This window comes from Streptomyces sp. G45 (genome assembly GCF_049542095.1).
Classification (GTDB): Bacteria; Actinomycetota; Actinomycetes; order Streptomycetales; family Streptomycetaceae; genus Streptomyces.
Map to the genome: position 1 here is coordinate 8,231,633 of NZ_JBMUZU010000001.1, position 26,333 is coordinate 8,257,965.

General features: G+C 75.3%; 22 protein-coding genes and 2 pseudogenes. 13 read left to right on the forward strand and 11 right to left on the reverse strand.

The window, feature by feature from the left end; translation table 11 throughout:
- The first annotated feature begins 205 nt into the window (after positions 1-205).
- Positions 206-1,564, forward strand: coding sequence for an alkaline phosphatase (locus ACOBQU_RS35140; RefSeq protein ID WP_423632951.1), 1,359 nt, complete (start codon positions 206-208; stop codon positions 1,562-1,564).
- Between the two features lie 137 nt (positions 1,565-1,701).
- Here the strand turns inward: ACOBQU_RS35140 and ACOBQU_RS35145 are convergent, their stop codons facing one another.
- Positions 1,702-1,950, reverse strand: a complete 249-nt coding sequence (locus ACOBQU_RS35145) for a hypothetical protein (protein WP_423632952.1) — start codon at positions 1,948-1,950, stop codon at positions 1,702-1,704.
- Between the two features lie 255 nt (positions 1,951-2,205).
- Between ACOBQU_RS35145 and ACOBQU_RS35150 the strand changes: the two genes are divergently transcribed.
- From ACOBQU_RS35150 to ACOBQU_RS35180, 7 genes and pseudogenes are all read left to right on the forward strand, one after another.
- Positions 2,206-3,483, forward strand: coding sequence for an alpha/beta hydrolase family protein (locus ACOBQU_RS35150; protein WP_423632954.1), 1,278 nt, complete (start codon positions 2,206-2,208; stop codon positions 3,481-3,483).
- 7 nt (positions 3,484-3,490) lie between these two features.
- Entirely contained in the window at positions 3,491-3,919 is a 429-nt protein-coding gene (locus tag ACOBQU_RS35155) for a hypothetical protein (RefSeq protein ID WP_423632956.1), read from the forward strand.
- On the forward strand, positions 3,835-4,758 hold the full coding sequence (locus ACOBQU_RS35160) for a sensor histidine kinase (protein ID WP_423632958.1): 924 nt from the start codon (positions 3,835-3,837) through the stop codon (positions 4,756-4,758). The genes ACOBQU_RS35155 and ACOBQU_RS35160 overlap by 85 nt, the downstream gene beginning before the upstream one ends.
- Positions 4,755-5,446: pseudogene (locus ACOBQU_RS35165) on the forward strand (response regulator). The gene ACOBQU_RS35160 and the pseudogene ACOBQU_RS35165 overlap by 4 nt, the downstream one beginning before the upstream one ends.
- A 269-nt stretch (positions 5,447-5,715) precedes the next feature.
- Positions 5,716-7,617 (forward strand): protein-arginine deiminase domain-containing protein, encoded by a 1,902-nt coding sequence (locus ACOBQU_RS35170; RefSeq protein ID WP_423634921.1) that lies wholly within the window; start codon positions 5,716-5,718, stop codon positions 7,615-7,617.
- 179 nt (positions 7,618-7,796) lie between these two features.
- Positions 7,797-8,444, forward strand: a complete 648-nt coding sequence (locus tag ACOBQU_RS35175; RefSeq protein ID WP_423632960.1) for an ATP-dependent Clp protease proteolytic subunit — start codon at positions 7,797-7,799, stop codon at positions 8,442-8,444.
- Between the two features lie 2 nt (positions 8,445-8,446).
- Positions 8,447-9,055, forward strand: a complete 609-nt coding sequence (locus tag ACOBQU_RS35180) for a ClpP family protease (RefSeq protein ID WP_423632962.1) — start codon at positions 8,447-8,449, stop codon at positions 9,053-9,055.
- Between the two features lie 51 nt (positions 9,056-9,106).
- On the opposite strand, the gene ACOBQU_RS35185 is transcribed toward ACOBQU_RS35180, so the two are convergent.
- A complete protein-coding gene (locus ACOBQU_RS35185) occupies positions 9,107-9,532 on the reverse strand; it encodes a helix-turn-helix domain-containing protein (RefSeq protein ID WP_423634923.1) in 426 nt (141 codons plus the stop codon).
- Positions 9,533-10,039: 507 nt separating this feature from the next.
- On the opposite strand from ACOBQU_RS35185, the gene ACOBQU_RS35190 reads away from it, so the two are divergent.
- Complete coding sequence (locus ACOBQU_RS35190) at positions 10,040-10,483, forward strand: hypothetical protein (RefSeq protein ID WP_423632963.1); 444 nt, start codon at positions 10,040-10,042, stop codon at positions 10,481-10,483.
- 224 nt (positions 10,484-10,707) lie between these two features.
- Positions 10,708-13,020, forward strand: coding sequence for a protein translocase subunit SecD (secD, locus tag ACOBQU_RS35195; RefSeq protein WP_423632965.1), 2,313 nt, complete (start codon positions 10,708-10,710; stop codon positions 13,018-13,020).
- A gap of 52 nt (positions 13,021-13,072) precedes the next feature.
- On the opposite strand, the gene ACOBQU_RS35200 is transcribed toward secD, so the two are convergent.
- Complete coding sequence (locus tag ACOBQU_RS35200; protein WP_423632967.1) at positions 13,073-14,404, reverse strand: M64 family metallopeptidase; 1,332 nt, start codon at positions 14,402-14,404, stop codon at positions 13,073-13,075.
- 288 nt (positions 14,405-14,692) lie between these two features.
- Between ACOBQU_RS35200 and ACOBQU_RS35205 the strand changes: the two genes are divergently transcribed.
- Entirely contained in the window at positions 14,693-16,078 is a 1,386-nt protein-coding gene (locus tag ACOBQU_RS35205; RefSeq protein ID WP_423632969.1) for a tetratricopeptide repeat protein, read from the forward strand.
- Between the two features lie 7 nt (positions 16,079-16,085).
- On the opposite strand, the gene ACOBQU_RS35210 is transcribed toward ACOBQU_RS35205, so the two are convergent.
- The 5 genes and pseudogenes from ACOBQU_RS35210 to ACOBQU_RS35230 form a co-directional block, all read right to left on the reverse strand.
- Entirely contained in the window at positions 16,086-16,925 is an 840-nt protein-coding gene (locus tag ACOBQU_RS35210; RefSeq protein WP_423632970.1) for a GntR family transcriptional regulator, read from the reverse strand.
- A 356-nt stretch (positions 16,926-17,281) separates the two neighbouring features.
- A pseudogene (locus ACOBQU_RS35215) lies at positions 17,282-18,072 on the reverse strand (PIG-L deacetylase family protein).
- A gap of 32 nt (positions 18,073-18,104) precedes the next feature.
- A complete protein-coding gene (nadE, locus tag ACOBQU_RS35220; protein WP_423632971.1) occupies positions 18,105-18,935 on the reverse strand; it encodes an ammonia-dependent NAD(+) synthetase in 831 nt (276 codons plus the stop codon).
- Between the two features lie 127 nt (positions 18,936-19,062).
- Positions 19,063-19,347: a putative quinol monooxygenase gene (locus ACOBQU_RS35225; RefSeq protein ID WP_423632973.1), complete on the reverse strand. Its 285-nt coding sequence runs from the start codon at positions 19,345-19,347 to the stop codon at positions 19,063-19,065.
- Positions 19,344-20,312, reverse strand: coding sequence for a hypothetical protein (locus tag ACOBQU_RS35230; protein WP_423632975.1), 969 nt, complete (start codon positions 20,310-20,312; stop codon positions 19,344-19,346). Before ACOBQU_RS35230 ends, ACOBQU_RS35225 begins: the two co-directional genes overlap by 4 nt.
- A gap of 260 nt (positions 20,313-20,572) precedes the next feature.
- Here ACOBQU_RS35230 and ACOBQU_RS35235 point away from each other — a divergent pair, with 260 nt between their 5' ends.
- Positions 20,573-21,595 (forward strand): cation diffusion facilitator family transporter, encoded by a 1,023-nt coding sequence (locus tag ACOBQU_RS35235; protein ID WP_423632977.1) that lies wholly within the window; start codon positions 20,573-20,575, stop codon positions 21,593-21,595.
- A gap of 21 nt (positions 21,596-21,616) precedes the next feature.
- On the opposite strand, the gene ACOBQU_RS35240 is transcribed toward ACOBQU_RS35235, so the two are convergent.
- The 3 genes from ACOBQU_RS35240 to ACOBQU_RS35250 all read right to left on the reverse strand — a co-directional run bounded on the left by ACOBQU_RS35240 (position 21,617) and on the right by ACOBQU_RS35250 (position 24,726).
- A complete protein-coding gene (locus tag ACOBQU_RS35240; RefSeq protein WP_423632979.1) occupies positions 21,617-22,252 on the reverse strand; it encodes a histidine phosphatase family protein in 636 nt (211 codons plus the stop codon).
- A 171-nt stretch (positions 22,253-22,423) separates the two neighbouring features.
- The gene (locus ACOBQU_RS35245) at positions 22,424-22,930 is read right to left on the reverse strand and encodes a lysine transporter LysE (protein ID WP_423632980.1); all 507 of its coding nucleotides are present in this window, start codon (positions 22,928-22,930) and stop codon (positions 22,424-22,426) included.
- A gap of 1,265 nt (positions 22,931-24,195) precedes the next feature.
- The gene (locus ACOBQU_RS35250; protein WP_423632982.1) at positions 24,196-24,726 is read right to left on the reverse strand and encodes a DUF4232 domain-containing protein; all 531 of its coding nucleotides are present in this window, start codon (positions 24,724-24,726) and stop codon (positions 24,196-24,198) included.
- A 324-nt stretch (positions 24,727-25,050) separates the two neighbouring features.
- On the opposite strand from ACOBQU_RS35250, the gene ACOBQU_RS35255 reads away from it, so the two are divergent.
- Positions 25,051-26,271, forward strand: coding sequence for an ABC transporter substrate-binding protein (locus ACOBQU_RS35255; RefSeq protein WP_423632983.1), 1,221 nt, complete (start codon positions 25,051-25,053; stop codon positions 26,269-26,271).
- The last annotated feature ends 62 nt before the right edge of the window (positions 26,272-26,333 follow it).

A 26,333-nucleotide genomic window follows, 5' to 3' on the forward strand; every position in this document is an offset into this window, starting at 1 on the left:
CGGGGCCGCGGGGGCGGGGCGGGGCGGGTGCGTGGTCGTGAGGGGAGGGGTGTTCGCCCTGGTCAGGGCGGTGTGAGGGCTGTGAGGTGACGTCATGTCGCGGTTGTGTCGGAGGTGCAGAAACGTCACCTCTGGTTCACCGGGGGCTGATGGGCTGTCGCTCGTTGGCCCCCGGGCCACCCACACGAACCAAGGAGTCGCATTCATGCACCGCCCCACCCGTCGCCGCCTCGCCATCGGCACCGCCGTGGTCGCCGCCACCGCGGCGGCCGTGGCCGTCACCTCCGTCGCCGGTGCGTCGGACACCCAGGACCAGGCCAAGCGCGCCATCAAGGGCGGCAAGGCGAAGAACGTCATCCTGCTGATCGGCGACGGCATGGGCGACTCGGAGATCACGCTCGCCCGCGACTACACGGTCGGGGCGAACGGCCGCCTGAACATGGACAAGTTCCCGCTGACCGGCGCCTACACCACGTACGCCGTGCACAAGGACGGCACGCCGGACTACGTGACCGACTCCGCCGCCAGCGGCTCCGGCTGGGCGACCGGCGTGAAGACCGTCAACGGCCGCATCTCCAAGACGCCGGACACCGACAAGGCCGTACCGACGATCCTGGAGCTGGCGCAGAAGAACGGCTACGCCACCGGCAGCGTCACCACCGCCGAGCTGACCGACGCCACCCCCGCGGTGCTCGCCTCGCACGCCACCGACCGCTCCTGCCAGGGCCCCGCCGACATGGCCAAGTGCCCCAACGACACCATCGCCAAGGGCGGCCCCGGCTCCATCGCCGAGCAGTCCGTGAACCACAAGGTGGACGTGCTGTTCGGCGGCGGCAAGCAGCGCTTCGACCAGAAGGTCACCGACGGCCGGTACAAGGGCCTCACCGTCACCGAGCAGGCCCGCAAGCTCGGCTACCAGGTCGTCACGGACAAGGCCGGGATGAAGAAGGCCAAGGCGGGCAAGCCGGTGCTCGGCCTGTTCGCGCCCGGCAACGTGCCGGTGGAGTGGACCGGCAAGGCCGCCGCGACCGGCGGCACCGACCCGCAGCGCTGCGTGACCTCCAACCCCGACCGGCCGAAGACCACCCCGGCCCTCGCCGACTCGGCCAGCAAGGCGATCAAGCTCCTCGAGGCCAAGCAGAAGCACTCCAAGAACGGCTTCTTCCTCCAGATCGAGGGCGCCTCGATCGACAAGCAGGACCACGCGGCCGACCCCTGCGGGCAGATCGGCGAGACCGCGGCCTTCGACCGCGCGGTGAAGGTGGCCCGCGACTACGCCGCCAAGCACCCCGACACCCTCGTGGTCACCACCGCCGACCACGCCCACACCAGCCAGATCGTGCCCCTTGAGGCCACCCCGCCCGGCCTGTCCTCCACGCTCGTCACCAACGAGGGCCAGCAGCTCAAGGTCAACTACTCGACCAACACGCCCGGCAAGGCCCAGGAGCACACCGGCACCCAAGTGCGCATCGCCGCGCAGGGCCCGCAGGCCTACCGGGTCCTCGGCGTGACCAACCAGACGGACCTGTTCCGCACGGTGCGCGAGGCACTGCGCCTGCGCTGAGCACCGCGCCCGCGCTGAGCCGTGGCGCGCGGTGGGGGCCGCGAGCACGGCAGAGCGGGGGAGACCGGCGGCGGCCGGTCTCCCCCGCCGCCGCGTGGTGCGGGCGCGCTGGGGGAGGGGCGCGGCCGTCCCGGGGGTCAGGCCTCGGCTCTCCCCGCGCCCCGGCCGTCCGCGTCGTCCCCAGCGTCCGTGCCGTTCTCGGCGTCCTCGGCGTCCCCGTCGTCCTCGGTCAGGGCGAGCCCGTGCCGCCGGGCCAGCCGGAGCGCGTCGTCCAACTCGTCCTCGGCGACCGCCACCGCGTACGCGTCCCCGTCGCGGCGCGCCTCCCGCACCGCGGCCCGCGCCCGCCGCACCCGCTCGATCAACGCCTCAGCGTAGCCACCCACGACCGTCCACCGCCCCTGCCGATTCCCCGCGCCGCATCCACGTCGGCCTGGTGCTGTGTCTGTTCCCCGCGAGCGGCCCCGCCGCACCTCCGCCGCGTGCCGGGGACAGCCGTCTGACGCGCCGAGTGGCTCTTGAGAGCTACGTCCCGACATGGCTCCGCAGCGGGATTCGCCCAGGTCGCGCGGTCCCTAGCGTGGAGGGACACGAGGCCGCCGGGGAAGCGCGCGGTCGCCGAGAGAAGGGGCCGCGTCCCGATGTCCGTACGCCGCGAACCACCTATACGCCGGGAACCGTCCGTACGCCGCAAGAGGTCCGTGCGCCGCGACGCCGTCGCCGTCCTGCTCGCCTGCGCCGTGGGCGGTGGCGCGACCGCCCTGAGTACGCCCGCGCACGGTGACGCCGCCGGGCCCGTCGCCGCCGAGGAGCGGGCCGTGCCGCGCCTGGTCCTGCCCGCCCCGACCGGCCCCCACGCGGTCGGCCGCGGCACGCTGCACCTGGTCGACCCGGACCGCCGCGACCCGTGGGTGCCGCGGGCCGGGGCCCGGGAGCTGCGGGTGGCCCTGTACTACCCGGCGCGCGCGGGCACCGGCCGCCCCGCCCCGTACCTGACCCGTGCCGAGGCGCGGGCCTTCCTCGACTCGCGGGACCTCGACCTGCCCGCGCGGGTGCTCAGCTCCACCCGCACCCACGTCCGCGCCGACGCGCGGCCCGCGCCCGGCAGGTTCCCGCTGGTGGTCCTCTCGCCGGGGTTCTCCGTGCCGGGCGCCACCCTCACCGGCCTGGCCGCGGACCTCACGAGCCGCGGGTACGTCGTGGCGGTCGTCGACCACGCCTACGAGGCCGCCGGGGTGGAGTTCCCCGGCAGGGGCGTCCTGCCGTGCGCGGCCTGCGGCAAGGTCGACGACACCACCTTCCCGTCCGCCGCCCGGGGCCGCGCCGAGGACCTCGCCCTCACCCTGGACGAGCTGACCGGCGCCGCGTCCCCGTGGCCGTACGCGCGTCTGATCGACCGGCACAGGGTCGGCGCGGCGGGTCACTCGCTGGGCGGCGCCGCCAGCGCCGCGACCATGGCCCGGGACCCGCGCGTGCGCGCCGTGGCGAACCTGGACGGCCCCTTCGTCACCTCCGGCGGCGGCTCCGCGCTGCCCCGGCGGCCGCTGCTGATGATGGGCACCGCCGCCGACCACGCCCCCGGCGGCCGGGACACGAGCTGGGAGACCGTCTGGCGGCGGCACGCGGGCTGGAAGCGCTGGACCACCGTCACCGGCGCCGACCACTTCTCCTTCACCGACCTCGGCCCGCTCGCGGGCCAGCTGGGCGAGGACGACCCGCGGGGGCTGCCCGGCAAGCGGGCGGGCGAGATCACCCGCGCCTACGTCGCGGCCTTCTTCGACCGGCACCTGCGCGGACGGCACCGCCCCCTGCTCGACGGCCCGAGCGCGGCGCACCCGGAAGTGACGTTCCCACACGCCACCGGCCAGGCCGCGCAGCCCGGGCGACGGCCCGCCGAGGGCACCGGCCGTGCCGGATAATGCCACCGTGCACGACATGCCCGCCCCGGCCGCGGAGCGGTGGCCCGCGGCGGGCGCCCTGCGGCGGGACCTGCTCACCGCCGCCGCCCGGCCGCTGCCGCCGCTCGGCTGGCCGCGGCGGCTCCGGTGGCTGCCGCAGGCCGCGGTCGTCCTCGCCGCCGTGGCGCTCGCGGCCACCGGCGCCGACCTCGCCGCCCGCCTCCTCGCCGTCGCGCACGCCGCCACCCTGGTGGTGGCCCTGCGCCGCCCGGCCCTCGCGTGCTGGCTGTCGGGGGCCCTCTTCGTCGGCATCGCGGTGGGCCATCCGCCGTCCCCGCCAACGACCTGTGGGCGTGGCTCGTGCACGCCGGTGTGCTGCTTCTTCTGGCACTGCGGGTGCCGCCCGCGTCGGCCGCCGTCGCGGCGTGGGCCGCCGCGGGGGCGGGGGTGGCGCTGAAGCTGGCGGGCCGCCCCGTCGGCGGCTGGCCGCTGGTCCTCACCGGCGTCGGCCTGTTCGGCCTGGCCGTCGTCGTCGGCGCGGTGCGGCGCGGGCGCCGCGAGGACCGGGCCCGGCTCGCCGAGCAGATCGCCGCCACGGCCCACGAGCGGGCGCTGCGGACCGTACTGGAGGAGCGCGCCCGCATCGCGCGGGAACTGCACGACGTCGTGGCCCACCACATGTCGCTGATCTCCATCCAGGCGGACGCCGCGCCCTACCGGGTCGCCGACCCGCCGCCGGAACTGGTCGCCGCGCTCGCCTCGATCCGCGCCACCGCGCGCGAGGGCCTCACCGAACTGCGCCACCTGCTCGGCCTGCTGCGCGCCGCCGCACCCGCCACCGACGCCACGGATGCCGCGGGCCCCTCGGGTGCCCCCGCCCCGCAGCCCTCGCTCGCCCAGCTCGACGCCCTCCTGGACAGCGTGCGCGCCGCCGGGCTCCCCGTCACCGCGCGCCTCCACGGGGAGCGCCGCCCTCTGCCGCCCGGCGCGGAGCTGTCGGCGTACCGCATCGTGCAGGAGGCGCTCAGCAACGCCCTGCGGCACGCCCCCGGAGCCGACACCCGCGTCGAACTCGCCTACGGGGAAACGGCGTTGAGGGTACGCGTCACCAACGGCCCGGCGGCCCGCCCCGCACCGCCCTCGCCGGGCGCCGGGCACGGCACCACCGGCATGCGCGAGCGCGCCGCCCTGCTCGGCGGCGACCTCGCCGCGGGGCCCGTGCCCGGCGGCGGCTACGAGGTCGCCGCGTACCTTCCGGTGCCCCCGCCCGGCCCCATGGACAAGGACCGCCCATGACGCTCCGCGTGCTGATCGCCGACGACCAGGCCATGGTCCGTGAGGCCTTCTCGGTGCTGCTCGGCGCCCACGCCGACATCGAGGTCGTCGCGACGGCCGAGGACGGCGCCGCCGCCGTCGCCCTCACCGGGCGGCTGCGGCCGGACGTCGCCGTCATGGACATCCGCATGCCCGGCACGGACGGCATCGAGGCCACCCGCCGCATCGCCGCCGACCCCGACTGCCGCACGAAGGTGCTGGTCCTGACCACCTTCGACCTGGACGAGTACGTGTACGACGCGCTGCGCGCGGGCGCCGGGGGCTTCCTGCTCAAGGACGCCTCGGGCGTCGAACTCGCCGAAGCGGTCCGGGTGGTGGCCCGCGGCGAGGCCCTGCTGTCGCCCGCGCTGACCATGCGGCTCGTCACCGAGTTCGCCCGGCTGCACCGCGCCCCGCCCGCCCGGGGCCGCCTCCGGGCGGGCGCGTCGCGCCGCTCACCGGCCGCGAGACGGAGGTGCTCACCCGCATCGCCCAGGGCCTGTCCAACGCGGAGATCGCCGAGGCCCTCGTCGTGGCCGAGGAGACCGTGAAGACCCACGTGGGCCGCCTCCTGCACAAGCTGGGCCTGCGCGACCGCACCCAGGCCGCCGTCTACGCGTACGAGACGGGCCTGGTCACCCCGGGCTCCATGGAAGCGGACGGGCGGTGAACTCCCGTACTCCCAAGGGAAGGTGACGGCTAGCAGGGGCGGGCGGCCGAGCCCCGGCCGGAAGAGCCCCCAGCCCACGCCCCGCCGAACGTCACCGGCGCCCGGCCCCAGTGCCGCGGCACCCGCCCGCCCGGAGCAACCTCCGGATGCGAACGGGACTCTTCCAGTTCAGCGGCCCTCGCCAGCAGGACGACCGACCAGAGGGCCGGGACAAGGAGAGGGGAACTGTGCGCGTGCACAGATGGAGAACGGCGGCCCTCGCGACCGGCATGGCCGGGCTGCTCGCGGCCACGGGGACCACGGCCGTCGCCGAGGCGCGGGCCTCGGCCGCGGCGGAGGCGGACGCCCCCGACCTGCGGGCGGACGTCAACCGCGACGGCCGCGTGGACGTCGAGGGCGACACCGACACCGCGGGCGAGGACACCTGGACGCCGGAGCGGGGCGCGGTCCTGCTCCCGAACATCGACGACGACGCCAAGCGCTGCCCGGTCAAGGACTCCCGGGGCAGGCCGCTGTCGGACAGCAAGCTGGCGCGGTGCAACGACGCCTCCGACACCGTCGTCAACGGCAAGCGCGACGCCGCGGACCTCGCGCGCCTGCGGACCGTGCCGCGCCCGGACACGCCCGCGGGCCACCACGGCACCGTGAAAGCCGTCGGCGCGGGCGCCAAGAAGTCTCGCGTGTTCGTCCACCGCGACGGCCGCTGGACGCTGCTGCGGCCCACCGACCGGCTCACCGCGAAGGAACTGCGCTCCGGCGTCGAACTCGGCGTCGAGGCCACCGACGTGGTGCGGGACCGGCAGAAGTGGAACGGCCTGGTGACCGTCCGCCTCACCGTCACCGGCGGCGGCGCGTCCCGCTCCGACGACGTGGTGCTGCGCACCGCCCCCGTCCTCACCCACCACCACCTGCAGAAGGCCCAGGAAGTCCTGGTGACCAGGGCGTCGGGACGCGACCCCTACAGCAAGGCGCAGCAGAAGTTCGTCAAGAAGCTGGCCGCGCAGGTCAAGAGCGCCGGGATCACCAAGCCGCTGACGAAGTTCACCAAGTACGGCGACCCGTGGGCGCAGGACTTCGTCGAGCCCGCGTACGCCAGCATGCCCGGGCCGGGCGGCACGCCGCACACGATGCGGGTCCTCATACGCTCCGCGCAGCTCGACCGGCCCGCGGGACGCGAGCTGTTCGAGAAGCTGCGCGGCCCGGACGTCGGCGTCGTCCAGGTCGGCGCGGCCCGCGACAGCGAGGAGTGGACCCTCAACTCCATGGGCAACCTGGAGACCATCCCGCCCTACCGGCTGGGGAACAAGAGCTATCCGGCCGGGCGCATCATCCAGGGCTACCGCAAGGACACCGGCTCCAAGCCCGCCAGGACCATGCGCACGTTCCTCGCCTCGCAGGGCGCGCAGGACCCGCTGCTGCTCGACACCTCGTGGCTGTCGGTGGGGCACGTGGACGAGTTCGTGCAGTTCCTGCCCGCCGACACCCCGCGCGGCTGGCGCGTCGGCGTGGCCGACCCCGCCGCCGGAGTCGCACTGCTCCGCAAGGCGCAGCGCGAGGGCCACGGCTCGGCCCGGATGTTCTCCGTGCCCGGCTCGCCCGACGTCCCGGCGCCCAAGGAGACCATCAAGAAGGTCCTGGCCTCGGCGAAGTTCCACGCCGACAACAAGCTGGCCGCCGAGCGCATCAAGGCCAACCTGGTCGTCCTCAAGCGCGAGACCGGCATCACCGACGCGGACATCGTGAAGGTGCCCGGCCTGTACGTCAGGGACGAGCAGGGCCCGAGCGCCAGCGGGCTCAGCGACAGCCGCACCCTGCGCCGCATGGGCCCCGACTCGCTGCGCGAGCTGAACCAGCTGGGCGGCGCGAAGAAGAGCACGGGCGCCGACGGCCGCCGCGCGGGCGCACGGGCCTGGCAGAACAGCGCCTACGTCCCCGGCGCCGTCAACGGCGTCCTGCTCAGCCCGACGCGCTACCTGGCGCCCCAGCAGTGGGGCCCGGTCATCGGCGGGCGCGACATCTTCACCGACGCCGTGACCTCCGTGTACCGCGAGGCCGGTTTCACCACCAGGTACATCGACGACTGGTACACGTACCACATCGGCATGGGCGAGGTGCACTGCGGCACGAACACGCTGCGCGACACCAGCGCCCCCTGGTGGAAGACGTCCTGACCCACTGAGCCGACCTACTGAGCTGACGCCCTGACCCGTCGCCCGCGGACCCGGCCCCGGGATCCGCGGGCGACGGCGCTTCTGCCCTCGGCACATCTGCCACCAGCCGATATCCGGGCCGCCGCCCCTCCCGCCGGGCCACAGTGGACGCACCAGCCACGCCACGAGGAGGACGCGCCATGACACCGCTGCGTACGAGGGAGGCGGCGCCCCCGCGCGCCGAGGACGGCGGCACCGCCGCGACCCGCTTCGACGACCGGCTCGCGGCCCAACTGCTCGACCAGCGCATCGTGTTCCTGGGCACGCAGGTGGACGAGGTGTCCGCGAACCGGGTCTGCGCCCAGCTCCTGCTGCTGTCCGCGCAGGACCCGCGGACCGACATCGCCCTGTTCGTCAACAGCCCCGGCGGGTCCGTGCACGCGGGCCTCGCCATCTACGACACGATGCGCCTCATCCCCAACGACGTGTCCACCCTCGCCATGGGATTCGCCGCCAGCATGGGCCAGTTCCTGCTGACCGTGGGCACGCCGGGCAAGCGGCACGCGCTGCCGAACGCGCGGATCATGATGCACCAGCCGTCCGCCGGGGTCGGCGGCAGCACCGCCGACATCGCGATCCAGGCGGAGAACCTGGAGTTCACCAAACGGTCCATCGAGCGGATCACCGCCGAGCACACCGGCCAGAGCCCGGAGACGATCGCCCGCGACGGCGACCGCGACCGCTGGTTCACCGCCGAACAGGCCAAGGAGTACGGCATGGTCGACCACGTCGTCGTCTCGCTCGACGACGTGCGACCGGCCGGTACGCGGCGACGGATGGGACTCTAGCCATGGGGCAGTACACGATTCCGACGGTCGTCGAGCGCACCCCGCAGGGCGAGCGGGCCTACGACATCTACAGCAGGCTGCTCTCGGAGCGGATCATCTTCCTCGGCACCGAGATCGACGACGGCGTCGCCAACGTCGTCATCGCCCAGCTCCTGCACCTGGAGTCCGCCGCCCCGGACCGCGAGATCGCCCTCTACATCAACTCTCCCGGCGGCTCCGTGACGTCCCTCATGGCGATCTACGACACGATGACGTTCATCGGCGCGCCCATCTCCACGTTCTGCGTGGGGCAGGCCGCGTCCACCGCGGCCGTGCTGCTCGCCGGGGGCGATCCCGGGCGGCGGTTCGTCCTGGAGCACGCGCGGGTGCTGCTCGGCCAGCCCGCGAGCGGCGGCCAGCAGGGCGTGGTGTCCGACCTGAGCCTGCACGCCAAGGAAATGCTCCGCGTCCGCGCCCAGGTCGAGGAGGTCCTGGCCCGGCACACCCACCACGACGTGGCCACGCTGCGGGCGGACACCGACCGCGACAAGGTGTTCACCGCGCACGAGGCGGTGGCGTACGGGCTCGCCGACGAGGTGGTCAGCCGCCGCGGCGCCGCCGCCCCCGTCTGAGGCGGCGGCCCCCTGGGGGGCCGGTGCCCGGAGCGGACCTGGCCCGGGCGGTCAGGCGACCAGGCGCAGGCGCACCTGCGGGTCGCCCCCGGGGCGGGTCCACGGGCCGCCGCCGGGGGCGGCCGGGCCCACGACGAGCGACACGGCGCGCTGCCGCGGGGCCGCGGCCGTCGGCGCTCCGGCCTCGGGGCGGCGGGGGCGCGGACGCGCGGCGGCCAGCTCCCGCTGGGCCAGCGCGAGCAGGTCGGCGAGGCCGAGGCCCAGCGCGTGCGCGGCGGCGGCCAGCACCTCGGAGGAGGCCTCCTTGCGGCCCCGCTCCACCTCGGAGAGGTACGGCACCGAGATCCGCGCCGCGTCCGCGACGTCCTTCAACGTGCGCTCCTGCGCGAGGCGTTCGCGCCGCAGCACGTCCCCCACCAGGTCCCGCAGCAGCGGCTCGGGCTGCGCGGGCCGCGGCGGGACGGGGCGCAGGGGGATGACGCGGGCGTCCTGGTCCGCGCGGCGGGGCGGGGCCGCCGGGCGCGGCGCGGGCCGCGCGGCGGTCTCCCCGGGATCCGCGTGCGGCGCGGGGTCGTCGGGGCGGCTGACGGCGTCGTTCGCGTGGCTGCTCACCGCTTCAGACTAGGAGCGCCGGGGGCGGGCGCCGTCCGCGTTCTGCCGAGGGCGTATCGGTTGTGCCCTCGGCGAATCCGCTGACCGGGGACTTGACGGGAACGGGAACGGGAACGGGGGTGCGGGCACGGGGGCACGGGGGCACGGGGGCACGGGGGCACGGGGGCACGGGGCACGGGGCGCGGCGCGGCTACGCTGCCGGGCTCCCGGGGGACGTACGCCTGGACCCCTGGGGACGTACGCCGGATTCTCGGGGGACGTAGGCGGGAACTACGCCGACCACCCCGTCCGTTACGTGTTCGGCGCACCCGCGCCCACCCGACCCGGCCGCGCACCCCGGCTGCCGACGACCAGACGACCAGGAGGCGCCGCGTGCCGCACCGCACCCGCGCCGCCCGGTCGGCGCCCCGGGCCGCCGCCGCCCGGTCGTCGGCGCGCGTCGCCGCGTCCGTGCTGTCGGCGCTCGTCGCCGTGCTCGCGTTCGTCGTCCCCTCCCGTGTCGCCACGGCCCAGGTCTGGGCGGCGCCGAGCGCCCACCGCAGCGCGGCCGACCAGGTCACCACCGTCCGCGGCCCCGAAGCCCCCGGCACGCCGCACGCCGTGCGCGCCACGGCCCCGCACCACCACGCGGCGCCCCTGCCGCAGCCGCCCTTCCCCGCCCCGCCGCACGCCGACCGCGCCCCGCACGGGCACCCGGGAGGCCCGGCCGCCCGCCTGAGCCACCCCGCCCTGGCCGCCCAGCACGCGCAGCCCGCGCCCCGGCCGAGGGGCCCACCGACGCCTGGGAGCAACGACAGCCGCACGGGCGCCGCCTGACGGTCCGACGGGCACGCCGCACGCGCGCGGCCCCGCCCGACCGGCCCCAGGGCGCCGCTCCGCCCTTCGTCATGCCCTCGTCGTCATCGCGTGAACGCGCTCCGCCGTGCCGCTCGCACGCGTGCGCGCGCCCACGCTTGCCCACGCGCCCGTGGATCCCGCAGACCGTGTGGATCCCGTGGATGCCGTGGGCCCCGTGGACCCCATGGATAGGGAGAACTCCCATGCCCCGCGCGCCCCTGTGGCGGGCGATCGTCGCGCTCGTCGCCGTCGCCGCCTCGCTGTACCTCGCCCTCACCCAGTCCCCGCGCCTCGGCCTCGACCTGAGGGGCGGCACCCAGATCGTCCTGGAGACCAAGGACTCACCCACCGTCAAGGCCGACTCCGCCGCCACCAGCCGGGCCGTGGAGGTCCTGCGCCAGCGCGTCGACGCGCTCGGCGTGGCCGAGCCGAGCCTCGCCAAGTCCGGCGACCGGCGCATCATCGTGGAGCTGCCCGGCCTGCGCGACCCGCGCGAGGCCGCGGAGGTCATCGGCCGCACCGCGCAGCTCACCGTGCACCCCGTCGTCGGCGAGACCGACACCCCCGGCAAGGCCGCGCCCGCCGCCGACGGCTCCCGCACCCTGCCCGACCCGGACCGGCCCGGCGGCCATCTGAAGCTGGGCCCGACCGCGCTGACCGGCGACGGCGTGAAGGACGCCCAGGCCGCCCTGGACCAGCAGTCCATGAACGGCTGGTACGTCACCCTCGACTTCCGCGGTGGCGCGGGCAAGGACTGGGCGAAGATCACCGGCAAGGCGGCCTGCGCCCCGCAGGGCGCCCCCGAGCGCCGCGTCGCCATCGTCCTGGACGGCAAGGTCATCTCGGCGCCCGGCGTCAACCCGGACGTGCGCTGCGGCACCGGCATCACCGGCGGCACCACCCAGATCACCGGCGGCTTCGACGAGGGCGAGGCCCGCGACCTGGCCGCGCTCGTCAAGGGCGGCGCCCTGCCCGTGCCGGTCGACGTCGTCGAGCAGCGCACCGTCGGCCCGACGCTCGGCGCCGCCGCCATCGAGGCCAGCACCCAGGCCGCGCTCATCGGCCTGGCCCTGACCGGCCTGTTCATCATCGTCGTCTACCGGCTGCTCGGCGCCCTGGCCACGCTGGCGCTGCTCGCCTACGGAGTGATGGCGTACGCGGCGCTGCTCGCCGTCGGCGCCACGCTCACCCTGCCGGGCCTCGCCGGGTTCGTGCTCGCCATCGGCATGGCGGTCGACGCGAACGTCCTGGTCTTCGAACGGGCCAGGGAGGACTATCTCGGCGTCCGCTCCACCAACCTCGCCAAGCCCCTGAGCACCGGCTTCCGCCAGGCGTGGAGCGCGGTCATCGACTCCAACGTCACGACGCTGCTCGCCGCGGGGCTGCTGTTCTTCTTCGCCACCGGCCCGGTCAAGGGCTTCGGCGTGACCCTGTCCATCGGCGTGCTGGTGTCCATGGTCGCCTCGTTCGTCGTCACCAGGGCACTCGCCGACTTCGCGGTGCGCCGCCGGTTCGTGCGCGCCCGGCCCGCCTGGACCGGCATCGCGAAGACCGGCCGCGTCCGCGCGCTCCTGGAGCGCCGCAACCCGCGGATCGTGCGGCACCGGCGGCGCTGGCTCGGCGTGAGCACGCTCGCGGTGGCGCTGGCGATCGCCGGGATCGTCGTCCGCGGGCTCGACTGGGGCGTGGAGTTCACCGGCGGGCGCCTCGTCGAGTACAGCACCAGCCAGCGCCTCGACGCCGACACCGCGCGCGAGGCCGTCGCGGACGCCGGGTTCCCGCACGCCGTGGTCCAGGAGTCCGGCGACGACGACCTCACGGTCCGTACCGGGAAGATCAGCGACGGCGAGCAGCGCGAGATCAAGGAGGCGCTCGCCGAGCGCGGCGGCGATGTCTCCGTCGTACGCGACGAGATGATCGGCCCGAGCCTCGGCGAGGAGCTGCGGCACAAGGCGCTGATCGCGCTCGGCATCGCCGTCGCCGCCCAGCTGATCTATCTGAGCGTGCGGTTCCGCTGGACGTTCGCGTCGGCGGCGGTCGCGGCGATGGTGCACGACGTGCTGCTGGTGGTCGGCCTGTTCGCCTGGCTCGGCAAGACCATCGACAGCGTGTTCCTCGCGGCTGTGCTCACGGTCGTCGGCTACTCCGTCAACGACACCGTGGTGGTCTTCGACCGAATCCGCGAGACGCGGCGCCGCGACCCGCGGGCCGACCTGGCCGACACCGCCAACAAGGCCGTCATCCGCACCCTGCCGCGCACCGTCAACACCGGCATGGGCGCGCTGTTCGTCCTGGCGGCCCTCGCCGTGCTCGGCGGCGACTCGCTCGCGGACTTCTCCCTGGCGCTGATCGCGGGCGTCGTCCTCGGCATGGTGTCGACGGTGTCCGTTGCGGTGCCCGCGGCGGTCGTGCTGGAGCGGCGCAGGCCCGCGCCGCCCCCCTCCCGCGCCCGTGGCGCGCGCGGGGGCAGCCCGCTGGAGGCCAAGCACGCCCAGGACACGGGCGCCGTCGTGTGACACGGCCCCTCGCCCCGGCCGCGGTCGGCCGGGGCGAGGGGCCCGCGGGGCGTCAGCGGGCGACGCGCCAGGTGAGTTCGCCGGTCAGGAGCTTGCGCAGCTGCGGGTCACGGACCTTGCCGGTGGGGTCGGTGGCGCGCACCGTCACCGTGTGCGGGCGGCCGTCGGCCGGGACGCCCAGGGCGCGCGGCGTGATCCGCGTCCGGTCGTGGCCCTGCTTGGCCGCGCGGCCGTCGACGTACCAGCGCAGCCGCACCCCGTCGCCCGCCGCCACGGTGATGCGCTGGCCCCGGCGCACCTCGCGGTCGGTGGGCGTGGGGGAGGTGACCACCGACGCGTGCCGGTGGAAGCCCGCGATCATCGCCTCGCGGCCGGGCAGGTTGAACTCCCGGCCCAGGGTGCGCATGATCGAGTCCCGCGTGGGCCGGTACAGGCCGCGCGGGTAGTAGCCGCCGCCCTCGTACGCGCCGACGGTGCCGCCGTCCGGCGAGGTCTGGCCGAGCCAGCGGTACCACTTCTTCTTCTGGGCGCCGAGCTGGGCCGCCGTGAGCTTGCTGATGTTCGACTCCCACGGCTCGGCGCCCGTGTACGTGCCGTACTCGTCGTACCAGTACTCGTCGGCCAGCTTGCCGAGCGAGTGCCCCGTCTCGTGCACGACGACCTGCGAGGAGTCCTCGTTGTCGGAGGAGGCGGTGGCGATGCCGTCGTAGCCGGAGGGCGAGGTGATGTCGTTGTAGCCCGCGCCGCCGTACTTGGTGGAGTTCGCGAGGACGATCACCAGGTCGGGGTCGGCGGCCTTGCTGGCGTACGCCTCCACCTTGTTGGTGTCGACGCACAGCAGCCGCTCGATGCCGTCGCAGTAGAAGGACGAGCCGAGCGCGGTGTCCCTGCGCACGTCGCTCGTCGGGTCGCCCGAGACGCCCGACTGGCGCGAGTGGGCCTCCACCGCCCAGACGTTGAAGAGGTTCTTGTACGAGGCGTACGGCTCGACCTTGGACACCTCGGCCCACTTGGCGCGCACGTCGGCGTGGAAGTCCGCCTGCTGGGCGGCGGTGTAGCCGTCGCCGACGAAGACCACGTCCGCCTTGGTGCCGACCGGGCCGTTCTGGACGATCGGCACCACGTCGCCGTCGCCCGCGATCGCCGAGCGCTCGGTGCGGGAGAGCGCGTCGGGCGCGGGCACCCGGGTGTGCCGGGGGTGGCCGTCGCGGTCGAAGTACTCGACGTGCTGCTGGGACCGGGCCGAGGGGCCGGGGCCGGGGTCCGCGGCGGTGGCGCCGCCGGTCGCGGCGAGGGACGCCGCGAGGGCGACGCCCGCGGCCAGGGCGGTCCGCAGGCGCGTACGTCTGGTGCGCCCGGCTATGCCGGACTCGTCGCTCCGCATGGGGGGTCCTCCCGAGCTCCGCCGGTGGAACGGCGGATTGAGTGGCTGGTTAAGTGGCGGGTTAAACCGGATTAAGGTGCGGTTCAACGTAGAGGGTGGTGCGGAGCGAGGCAATGGTGTGTGCCAAGTTACTCATGGGGCCCGCGAGTTGGAGTGTGATTCGCGCCATGTTCCCCACTCGTACGGGCTCTGTTCAACGGGCCGCCCATCGACTTAGCTCAGGGCCGTGACCTGATGGGACCTGATGGGACCTGATGGGGCCTGCTGGAACCTGCTGGAGGAGGAGAGGTGGCGGAGAACAGTCCCGATGCCGCGCGGCTCGACGACCCCGCCGACATCGGCCGCCGCGTGCTGCGGCTGCGCACCGAACGGGGCCTGACCCAGCGTCAACTGGCCGAGCCCGCCTACACCCCGGCGTACGTCTCCACGCTGGAGTCCGGCAAGGTGCGGCCCTCCGAAGCCGCCCTGCGGCACCTGGCCGAGCGGCTCGGCGTCGGGTACGAGGAGCTGGCCACCGGCCGCCCCGCCCGCCTGGCCACGGATCTCAGGCTGCGCCTCACCGACGCCCGGCGCGCCCTCGCCACCGGTGCGCCCAAGGACGCGGCGGCGGTCTTCCGCGCGCTGCGCGACGAGGCCGCCCGGCACGGCCTGGACCCCGAACGGGCCGCCGCGCTCCAGGGACTCGGCGACTGCCTCCTGGAGTCCGGCGACCTCACCGAGGCCCGCGAGACCTTCGCCGCCGTCGAGCGCCTCCTCGCCGACGAGCCGCTGCCCCGCCGTGTCCCCGCCATCCGCGGCCGCGCCACCGCCCACCTCCTCGCCGGTGAACTGCGGTACTCCTGCTACCTCCTGGAGACCACCCTCGACGAGCTGAACGCCGCGGGCCTGCACGACCCCGACGCCCTGCTGCTCCTCTACACGGCGTCCATCGCCCCGTACATGGACATGGGCGCCCACGCCCGCGCCGCCCACGCCGCCGAGCTGGCCCTCGCCCTCGCGCCGCGCGTCAGCGACCCGGCGCTCGTCGCCCACATGCACCGCGGGGTCGCCCGCACCCTCATCGCCGAGGGCCGCACCGCGGAGGCCGACGCGTCCCTCGCCAAGGCCCAGGAGCTGTACCAGCAGCTGCACATCCGCACCGAACTCGCCCACTGCCACTGGATGCGCGGCTACGTCCACGCCCAGGACGGCGACCTGGAGCGCGCCGAGAGCGAGCTGCGCACCGCCCGCGACATGCTCGCCTCCAAGCGGGCCGCGCTCTTCACCGAGCAGGTCGAGGTCGAACTCGCCGACGTCCTGCGCCGCCGCGGCAAGGCCGCCGAAGCCGAGGCGCTGCTCCGCCCCCTGCTCACGCCGGACGGCTCCGACGCCGGGGCGCTCGGCGCGGAGCGCGGCGCGGTGCACGCGGGCGGCGCCCACCGCCTCCTCGGGCTGATCGCCGAGGAGCGCGGCGACACCGACACCGCGGAGGAGCACTACTGCGCCGCCCTGTCCCTGCTGGAGCGCTCCAGCGCGGCCGGGGACGTGGCGGACCTGTGCCGTCTCCTGGGCGACCTGCTGCGCCGCACGGGCCGTGTGGAGGCCGCCCTCGACGCCTACCGCACCGGCCTCGGCCACCGCGCCGCGCCCGGCACCACCACGCTCGGCCCGGCCCCAGCCACTCCGCCGCTGTAGCCGCCGCTCACCGGTCCTGGACGTCGCCCACCGTGGACGACGCGACCGGCTCGGGGTGGGTGAAGTCGCCCGGGGGGATGCCCGGATGGTGGCCGCTGGGGTTGTCGGCGGGCGCGGCCGTGGCGCTCAGGGTGAGGCGGGAGACGATGCGGTAGCGGTCGCCGCGGTACAGGGAGTGGACGTACTCCACCGGCTGGCCCGTGGTGTCCGTGGTGAGGCGCTCGAAGAGCAGCGCGGGCGACAGCTCGGGCACCTCCAGGAGGCGGGCCTCGGCGCGGGTGGCGACGGTCGGCTCGATCGTCTGCACCGCCTCGTGCACCCGCACCCCGTGCCGCTCGCGCAGGTGCGCGTACAGGTCGCCCTGCTCCAGCTCCCGCGCGGACAGGCCCGGGACCAGCTCGGCCTTCAGGTGCAGGTGTTCCACGGCCATCGGCGCCCCGTCGACCAGGCGCAGCCGCGCCACGTACACCACCTCGGTCGAGGGGGACATCCGCAGCCTGCGGCCCACGCGGGCGCCCGCCGGGAGCGTCGTGAACTCCAGCAGGCGGCTGGTCCACGTCCCCGACGCCTGCGGGGCCGTCAGGGCCTGCGGCTCCGACACCAGCTCCTGGGTGATCTTCTCCGGCGCCACGAACATGCCCCGGCCGTGCTCGCGGACCAGCAGGCCCGCCGCGACCAGCTCGTCGACCGCCGCGCGCAGGGTGGGGCGGGACACGCCGAGCTGGGCGCACAGGGAGCGCTCGGAGGGGATGGCGTCCCCCGCCTCGCGCGACTCGATCAGCTCCAGGACGAAGTCCCGGACGCGCTCCCGCTTCAGTACGGCACCGGGTGACCGGTTGTCGTCCATCGCGCCCCCGTCCACACTCAGCTGACCAGTTCCGCCGCGGCCGTGGGGTGCCGGACGCACTGGTCAACTCCCAGTGTACCGCGGATGTTGGGCATGACCCTGTCAACCGGCTCTGAATGTACGGGCGTTGAGGCCTGGAAGGCGATACGTGAAGGGGCGAAGGCCCGAGCGGCCCTTTTCGTCCCCGCTCGCCAAGGGGGTCGACCTGACCAGTTCGGCAACTGGTCAAGCGGCTGGTCAGGTTGGCCGAGCGGGTGGAGGAGCCGATGCCGCCGCCTCGGAAGTCGCTTCGGAAGCCGTCGTGGAAGCCGCCGCGGGAGCGGTCGCGCGGGCGGTCGCCTCAGGAACCCGCTGCCTCAGGAGCCGTCGCCCGTCAGGTCCGTCGCGGGCGGGCCGTCCGGTGCGAGCCGCTGCCGGATGTACCACTCCGTGCCGAGCAGCCGCTCCCGCTCGGCCGGGGCGAGCGCGGCGAGCAGCCCCGGCGCCGCGCCGCGCTCCACCTCGCTGCGGTGGCACAGGACGGCCCGCACCTTCTGGTCGAGCCACGGCCGCACGTCCACCGTGGCCGTCACCCACGCGTCCGGGACGCCGTACGGCTCCCGCCCCTCCTGGAGCAGGTCTCCGGGCAGCGCCCGCACGGCGGATTCGGGGTGCGTGGCCAGGTACAGGGCGCCCGGCCGCCACGGCTCCCCGGCCTCGGGGCGGAACCGCCCAGGCCCGCCGCCTGGACCGCGAGTGCCGTGATCCGGTGCGTGTGCACGTGGTCGGGGTGGCCGGTGAGGCCGCCGTACGCGTCGTGCGTGACGACGGCGTCGGGGCGGAACTCCCGGATGTGCCCGACCAGTTTCCGCACCGCCTCGTCCAGCGGCGCCTCGCAGAGCCGGGCGCTGTCCGGTGCGGATTCGGCGGGCACCCGGGCGTCCGCGTAGCCGAGCAGCCGAGGCGCCCCGGCCCCGAGCACGCGCAGCGCGTCCGCCAGCTCCCCGGCGCGCGCGGTGCCCTCGGCCCAGGTCGCCGTGACCACGGCGGTGCGCGCCCCGGCGGCCGCGTGCCGCGCGAGCACCCCGCCCGCGAACAGCGACTCGTCGTCGGGGTGCGCGAACACCCCAAGGAGGCTCGGTACGGGCTGGGCGGGGGCGGCCGTCACCGGGCGAGCGGCTGTCACGGGGCGAGCGGCCGTCACGGGGCGATGGGCAGCTGGCGCTTGTGCGCGGTGGCGCGGTAGCGCGCGACGATCGTGTCGTAGGCGCGCCGGTCGACCGGCTTGCCCTCCAGGAAGTCGTCGATGTCGTCGTACGTGACGCCGAGCGCGTCCTCGTCGGCCTTGCCCGGGGCCAGGGTCTCCAGGTCGGCGGTCGGGGTCTTCCACACCAGCTCGGCGGGCGCGCCGAGCGCGTCGGCGACGGCCCGCACCCGCCGCTTGGTCAGGCCGGTCAGCGGGACCAGGTCGGCGGCGCCGTCACCGAACTTGGTGAAGAAGCCGGAGACCGCCTCGGCGGCGTGGTCGGTGCCGACGACCAGGCCGCCGTGCGCCCCCGCCACCGCGTACTGCGCGATCATGCGCTGGCGCGCCTTGATGTTGCCGTGCACGAAGTCCTGGTGGTGGGCGTCGCGGAAGGCCACGTCGGCGGCGAGGGCGGCCTCCAGCGCGGCGTCGCTCGCGGGCTTCACGTCGACGGTCAGGACGTGGTCGGCGCGGATGAAGGAGAGCGCGAGCTGGGCGTCGCGCTCGTCGGCCTGCACCCCGTACGGCAGCCGCATCGCGTAGAACGCGGCCTCGTGCCCGGCGGCCCGGGCCCGCTCCACGGCGAGCTGGCACAGCCGCCCGGCGGTGGTGGAGTCGACGCCGCCGCTGATGCCGAGCACCAGGGAGCGCAGACCGGTGCCGGTGAGCCGCTCGGCGAGGAAGGCCACCCGGCGCTCGATCTCGCGCTCGGCGTCGAAGGTCTCGGCGACCTGGAGTTCCCGGGCGATCTCCCGCTGCAGGTCGATGGACGCCGACTCGCTCACGTCTGCTCCCGTTCCGCTTCACGATGTCACGATGTGCTGTCGCGTCCACCCTACCCAGGGGGTTCCGTGGGGCCGGGGGCGGCCGCCGGGCGGTGGTGCGGGTGCCGGGCCCGGCCGCGGGCGGGCGTCAGGGTGCCTCGGCGGTGGCGATCCGGTACTTCGCCACGTCCGCGCGCAGGATCCGCGCCGCCTGCCCCGCGTCCGGTCCCGAGCCGCGGAAGGCGGCCAGGTCGGCGTCCGACGCCCACCGTTCGTACACGTTGATCCGCCCCGGTTCGATGAGGTCGGCGGACAGGGCGAAGTCCAGGCAGCCGGGCGCCGCCCGGGCCCGCTCGACGGCCTCGCGGCAGTCGTCCAGGTAGGCGGCGCGGTCGTCGGCGGCGACGTACAGCGTTCCGGACACGATGATCACGACAGGTCTCCCAGGGGTGGACGACGGGCGCCGCGCGGTCCGGCCGTGGAGGCGGTGGCGTGCACGGACGCGGTGGCGTGCCCGTGCGCGAGGGCGTGCCCGGGCGCGAGCAGCGGGGGCGAGGCGGTGGCGGGCGGCGCGGGGAAGCCCTCCACGGGGAAGTCCCCCACGGGGAAGCCCTCCACCGGGAAGTCCCCCACCGGGAAGTCCTCCACGGTGAGGGCGACGTCCGCGCGGCAGTCCGCGCTTCCGCACTCACACGCGAAGGCCACCGTCGTCGCCGGGTCGGGGCGCGGCGCCCACGGGCGGGCGTGGAACTGCTCGTACTGCACGACCAGGGCCCGGTTGGCGTGGCGCAGCAGGGCGCGGCGCTCGGCGGCGGTGGCGGTGCGCGGGCCCCGCGCGAGGGCGTCGGCGAACAGGTCCTCGACGGCCGCCGCGGTTCGCGCGACGTCCAGGGTGCCGTCGACGGGCAGGGCCCGCGCCCCGTAGGCCGCCACCTCCGCCGCGATCTCCTCCCGTAGCAGTTGGTAGAGCCGCAGCGGGCCGCCGTCCGGGTCCAGGCCCCGCGCGACGAGCCGGGCGCGCTGCACCTCGGGGGTGGGAAGCAGCCACAGCGCGCGGTCGCTGGTCCCGACGGCGGACGGCGTCACCGGCGTGCCCTCCGCGAGCGTCAGCGGGGTCGGCGGCAGGGCCCGTACGTCGTCGCGGACCATCGCGCCCCGCTCCCGGTGCAGCGACTGGGCGAGCAGTTCGGCGGGCGGCTCCTGCCAGCGCCGCTCGCGGGACAGCCGCTCGAAGCGGTGGGCCGCCGGGTGGCCCGCGGCGAGGGCGCGGTCGCGGTGCTCCCAGGTGCGGGCGTCGGCGTTGTACCAGCGCAGGCCGTGGCGGCGGGCGAGGAGCCGGGCGACCGTGGTCTTGCCCGCGCCGGGCGGACCGCCCACCCACAGCACCGCCTCGCCCATGCGCCGCCCTCCGTCCCGCTGCCCTGCGCGCCCCGCGCGGCCCGCCGGGCGAAAACCTCTGGGCAGCGTACGGGAATTGCCACCGAAGGGGAGCTGAACGACGGGCCGCGCGCTCGTGTCAACACCACCCATTGCGGTACTGAAAACCGTCACCGGTGCAGCCTTTGCGGGTATCGCGAAACTGCGCTTAACTTCCGTGAGTTGACTGCGGAAACACCAGTCAGAGAATCAGCCGGAACACCACCTGGGGGGAATTCTCCGTGGGCCAGGCGCATACGCACGACCATGGACACCAGCACGGAACGGGAGGTCACGCCGGGCACAGCCACGGAGTGTCCGCCGACGCCGACCGGCGCTGGCTTTCCCTGGCGCTCGTTCTGATTGGCGTTTTCATTTGCGTGGAGACGGCGATCGCCTTTATGGCCGGATCTCTCGCATTGCTGTCCGACGCCGTGCATATGCTCACGGACGCTTTCTCCATCGTCCTCGCGCTCGTCGCGATGCGGCTCGCGGCGCGGCCCGCCAAGGGCACGTACACCTTCGGCCTGAAACGCGTGGAAATACTCTCCGCGCAGGCCAACGGGCTCACCCTGCTGCTCGCGGCGGCCTGGCTCGGATACGAGGCCGTCACGCGGCTGCTGCACCCGCCGGAGGTCACCGGCTGGATGGTGCTCGCCACCGCCCTCAGCGGCGTGGCCGTGAACCTCGCGGCCACCTGGTGCCTGTCCCGGGCCAACCGCGCCTCGCTGAACGTCGAGGGCGCCTACCAGCACATCCTGAACGACCTGTACGCCTTCATCGGCACGGCCGTCGCCGGTGTCGTCGTCATGACGACGGGCTTCGCGCGCGCCGACACCATCGCCACGCTGTTCGTCGTCGTCCTCATGGTCAAGGCGGGCTGCGGCCTGCTGCGCGACTCCGGCCGCATCCTCCTGGAGGCCGCGCCCGCCGGGCTCGACCCGGACGCGATCGGGGGCCGCCTCGCCGCGTCGCCCGCCGTGGCCGAGGTGCACGACCTGCACGTGTGGACCATCACGTCCGGCGAACCCGCCCTGTCCGCGCACGTCGTGGTCGAGCCGGGCGGCGACTGCCACGCGGTCCGCCGCGATCTGGACGAACTGCTCGTCCACGAGTACGGGCTCACGCACACCACCCTGCAGATCGACCACGAGGACCACGACCCGCGCCCCCTCGGCGAGCCGGTGCCCGCCGCGTCCGGCCCGACGCGGCACTGCGCGCACGGCCACGGCCCGACGCACCGCGGCATGCCGCACCCGCACTGAGCCCCCGGCGGCGCCCGCGGCTCAGACGCGCGGCTCGGCGGGCAGCCCCGTCCAGCGGAGCGCGGGCGGCAGGTGCCCGGCGTCGTTGTGCGCGAGCAGCGCCGCCGGGCGGCCCGGCGCGTAGCGGATCACCGTCAGGGCGGCGTTGCCGTGGGGGAGACCGACCCACCGCCACGGCGGCGCGCCCAGGGCGGCCCGCACGAGCCAGCCGATCAGGAAGGCGTGCGTCACCACCAGCTCGTGCCGCGGCTCGGGACCCGCGACCGGGCCGGTGAACGCGTCGAGCGCGGCCCGGGCCAGCTCCGGCCGCGCCGCGGGCTGCCGCGCCAGGCCGTCGAGGACCGCGTCGGCGCACTCCACGGGCAGTTCCTCACGGGTCGGCGCGTACGGGACGAAGTCCCCGGCGGCGTCGGACGGCCGCAGGGCGGGGGGTTCCAGGCGGGCCAGAGCCGCGGGGCCGAGGTGGGCGTGGACGAGGCGGGCGGTCTGGGTGGCGCGCGGCAGCGGGCTGTGGGTGATCCGGGCGAGCGGGAGGTCGCGCAGCCGCTCGCCGAGGAGGGCCGCCTGGCGGCGGCCCGTTTCCGTCAGCTCGGACTCGTCCGGCGAGGCCTCACCGTGCCGGGCGAGATACAGGTAGCGGGTGGCGGTCTCGGTCATGGGCGGGGACGTCTCCTCTGCACGGCGGATGGCCGATGGCGGACGGTGGGGGTGGGGGGTGGCTCGGCGTGCGCTGGGACGTTCGCCGTGGTCAGCGCGGTTCCTGGCGGGGCGCCCGCGTGACGGAGCCGACACCGGCGGGTGCCGCTGCCCGCCTGCCTCCGGCGCGGGTCAGGGCGCCGACGCCAGCAGGTGCGCCGCGATCACCGCGCTGGACGCCAGCGCCGTGGCGATTCGGCCACGGGCGCCCGTCAGGGCCCGCCCCAGCAGCGCGCCGCCCCCGGCGATCGGGAACTGCCAGCTCGCGGACGCCGCGAGGGCCGCGAGCGCCGCGAAGGGGATGACCGTGGCGCCGCCGTCGCCCGGAGTGGCCGCTTCCGGGGCGCGGTAGTGCCGGACGGCGGTCGTGGCGGCGCGCACCGCCAGGGCGACGAGGACCCCGGCGCGGACCCAGCGCAGCGGGCCCTTCAGCGGGGTGATGACGGAGGCCGCGGTGGCGCTCGCCGCGACGGCGACCAGCGCGTACAGCCCGTCGGCGGTGGCGACGCCCAGCGCGGCGCAGGCACCGGTCCGCCACGAGGTCCGCGCCGTGAGCGCCAGCAGGTACGCCGCGACGGGCTCCACCGGCATGGCGATCCCGTACCCGGCGAGCAGCCCCGCGACCGGGTTGCCGGTCACCGGAGCGGAAGCGTCGGCCTCCCCGGGAGCCCGGACTGCGGCTGGCCCCGTGCCGCGAGGACGGCGGAGGCGGACGGCGGCGGGGCGGGCTTCACGGCGGAGGACATGCCCCGAGCCTGTTGCCCGGGCGGATCCCCGGGCCGCTGGTTTACGAGGCGCGGTCGGCCCGGGGGCCGGGGCCTTGAGGGCCTATGCCCGCCGCCGGAAGCCCGACCTCCAGGTTCGCAGCACGCAGCTCGCAGCAGGGGCCCGGGCCTGAACCCGAGGGCCCAGCTCCGAGCCCCCGGTTCCTAGGCCCCGGGCCCGAGGCTCTGAGGTACCGGCCCCGACGCCTAGGTTCCCAGGCCCCAGGCCGGAGCCCGCAGACCCGAAACCCGCCCCCCGGCGGCAGGCCTGGAGCCCCGAGCCCCGAGGCCCGCAGCCCGGGCCTCAGCCTGAAGCGCGGGGCTCGGGGTCGCGACGCCCGAGCTGCGTGGTCCTGAGCCCTGTGTTCTCGGGTTGGAGGTCCGGCGGTTGCAGGCCTGGAGTTCGAGTCTCTGAGCCCCCTGGCTCGAAGGTCGCGCCCGGTAGCCGGGCTTGGAGTCCTGAGGCCCGGGCCCAGCCTGATGCCCACGGGCCCCAGCCCCTAAGCTCTGCGGTCTCGAGCCCCGAGCCCCGAGGCCCGAGCCTCAGCCTGAAGCGCGGGGTTCGGGGTCGCAACGCCCGAGCTGCGTGGTCCTGAGCCCTGTGTTCTCGGGTTGGAGGTCCGGCGGTTGCAGTCCTGGAGTTCGAGTCTCTGAGCCCCCTGGCTCGAAGGTCGCCCCCGGTAGTCGGGCTTGGAGTCCTGGGGTCCGGGCCGAGCCTGATGCCCAGGGGCCCCAGCCCCCAAGCTCCGAGGTCCCGAGCCCCGAGACCTCGGGCTGGAGGCCCAGCAGTTCCAGGCCCGGAACCCGAACCCCTGAGCCCCCCGGCCCGAAGCCGAGCCCTCAGCCCGAGGCCCTGAGTGCCGAGCCTCGAAGTCCGAGCCGCGAGCCTCAATCCCCAATGCTCAATCTCCGAGCCCCGAGCCCCGAGCCTCAATGCCCAACTCCGAGCCCCGAGCCCGAAGCCCCGAGCCCGAAGCGCCGAGCGCTCAAGCTCCGAGCCCCGAGCGCTCAAGCCCGAGCCGAGCCCCGAGCGCTCAATCCCGAGCCGAGGCCCGAAGGTCATGCCCCCGGCCCCAGGGCCCGCAACAGCCGCGCCCCACACCCCCGTTGGGAGGCCGGCGCCCCCGCGCGGGGGCGCTGTCAGCGCGTCGCGTTCTCCAGCGCCGTGTCCGCCTTCGCCCGCGTCGGGTGCCACCACGTGGTGACCGGCTCCCACACCCGTACGCCCTGCGGGAGGCCCAGCTGGTCGTCGGTGAACTGCCGCCCCTGGTGCGAGGGGTCGCCCGCGACGGTCACGAAGTCGACCAGGCGGGCGTGGGTGTCGCTCGGGTCGGCGGCGGTGCGCACGGCCGCGTACGCGGTGCGGCCCGCGGCGATGCGGTAGGGGGCGCTCTCGGTGGCCGGGACCGGCTGGGCGGCGCCGTCGAGGGTGCCGAAGGTGACCGTCGGGACGCGGTCGACGGCGCACGTGCGGTCGGTGCGGTTGGTGACGCTGACGCGCAGCACACCGGGCTTGTCGGCGGCGGACGCCTTGACGGTGAGGGCGGACTCCGCGCAGGTCGGGGTGCGGGCGGCGGACGAGGGCTGGGCCCCGGCGGCGGGGGCGAGCGCGAGGAGGGCGGCGGCGGTCCCGGCCGTGGCCGAGAGCGCGATGACGGAGCGAGTGCGCATGGTGCGGTGTCCCTTGGGTCGGTGGGCGGACAGGGCGGTACGTCCGGTGGCCGGACGTACCGTCACGTCGACAGATCGTCTGTGCCTTGATGACCCTTGAGCCCCCGGTCGGGTTGTGTTCGTCGACGAGACTCGCGGAAATGCGGCTGCGCGCAACTGGCCGAATTGCGACCCCTGTTGAGGATCCGCGTCCACTTGTGTCCGCGTGGCCCGATCGGTCCGCGGTCCCTTGACATCCGCCCCGGGCATCGCGACGCTCCCCCTCGCTCGTGTTAACGCTAACACCGGGCCGGGACACACCCGGGAACACCCCTGGGGGCACCCATGCCAGCCACCCTGCCAGCCACTACGTCAGGCACCGCGCCCCGCACCGTGACCCGCCGCGCGCTGCTCACCGCCGCGGCCGCGGGCACCCTCGCCACCGCCTGCGGCACCGCCGAGGGCCAGCCGCCGGGCAAGGTCGCCGTGTTCGGGGACAGCGCCGCCCTGGCGGAGCCCATGACGGCCGCCGGGGCCGCCCTGCGCCGCGTGGCGGGCATCAGCCTGGTGCCGGAGGTCAACCCGTCGCTGGAGGCGTTCGAGCAGGTGGTGAAGACCTCGCTGCGCACCCGGAAGACCCCGGACCTGCTCAAGTACTGGTCCGGCTACCGCCTGAAGGAACTGGCGCGCACCGGCGGCATCGAGGACCTCACCGGCGCCTGGGACGCCGCGGCCCGCAGGGGCTGGGTCGACCGCTCGCTGCGCGCCGCGTTCAGCCACGAGGGCCGCGTCTACGGCCTGCCGATGAACCTCGCGTACTGGGTGTTCTTCTACAACCCGGAACTCTTCGCCGACCACGGCCTGCGCCGCCCGCGCACCTGGGGCGACTTCCTGGCCGCCTGCGCCCGCCTCAAGCGCAACCGGATCACCCCGCTGCACGGCACCGCCCACGAGCGCTGGCCGTCCTTCATCTGGTTCCAGGAGGTCCTCAGCCGCCAGGACCCCCGGTTCTACGAGGAGTTGATGACCGGCCGCGCCCGCTACACCGACCCGCGGGCCGAGCGGGCCCTGCGCACCGTCGTGTCGTTCTTCGACCAGGACTGGTTCACGCCCATGGACATGGACTTCCCCGACGCCGCCGCGGCCGTCGTGCACGGCAGGCTCGGCATGGTGCCCTGCGGCACCTGGCTCGGCTCGACGCTGGCGGGCGCGGGCGGCAGGCCCGGCGTGAACGTCGACGCGTTCGTGCTGCCCATGGCCGAACCCGGCGCCCGCCCCAGCGTGATCTTCGAGTCCAGCGCCCTCGTCGCCACCGTCAAGGGCCCCGACCGCGCCGAGGCCCTCAAGGCGACCCGCGGCTGGCTGCACCCCGCCGTGATGAAGGCGTTCGCGCACACCCTCCAGGACAACTGCCCCAACCCCCGGGTCCCCCGGCCAACCCGGTCATCGCCGGACTCGCCGCCAAGGTCCGCGGCGACCGGCTGTGGCTGCTCAACCGGTTCTGGGAGCAGGGCCCGCCCGAACTCGTCGAGGCCACCGTCGACGACCTCGCGGGCTTCCTGCTGAACCCGCCCTCGTACCGCAAGGCGCTGCGCACCATGCAGGACCGCGCCGACGACGCGTGGCGG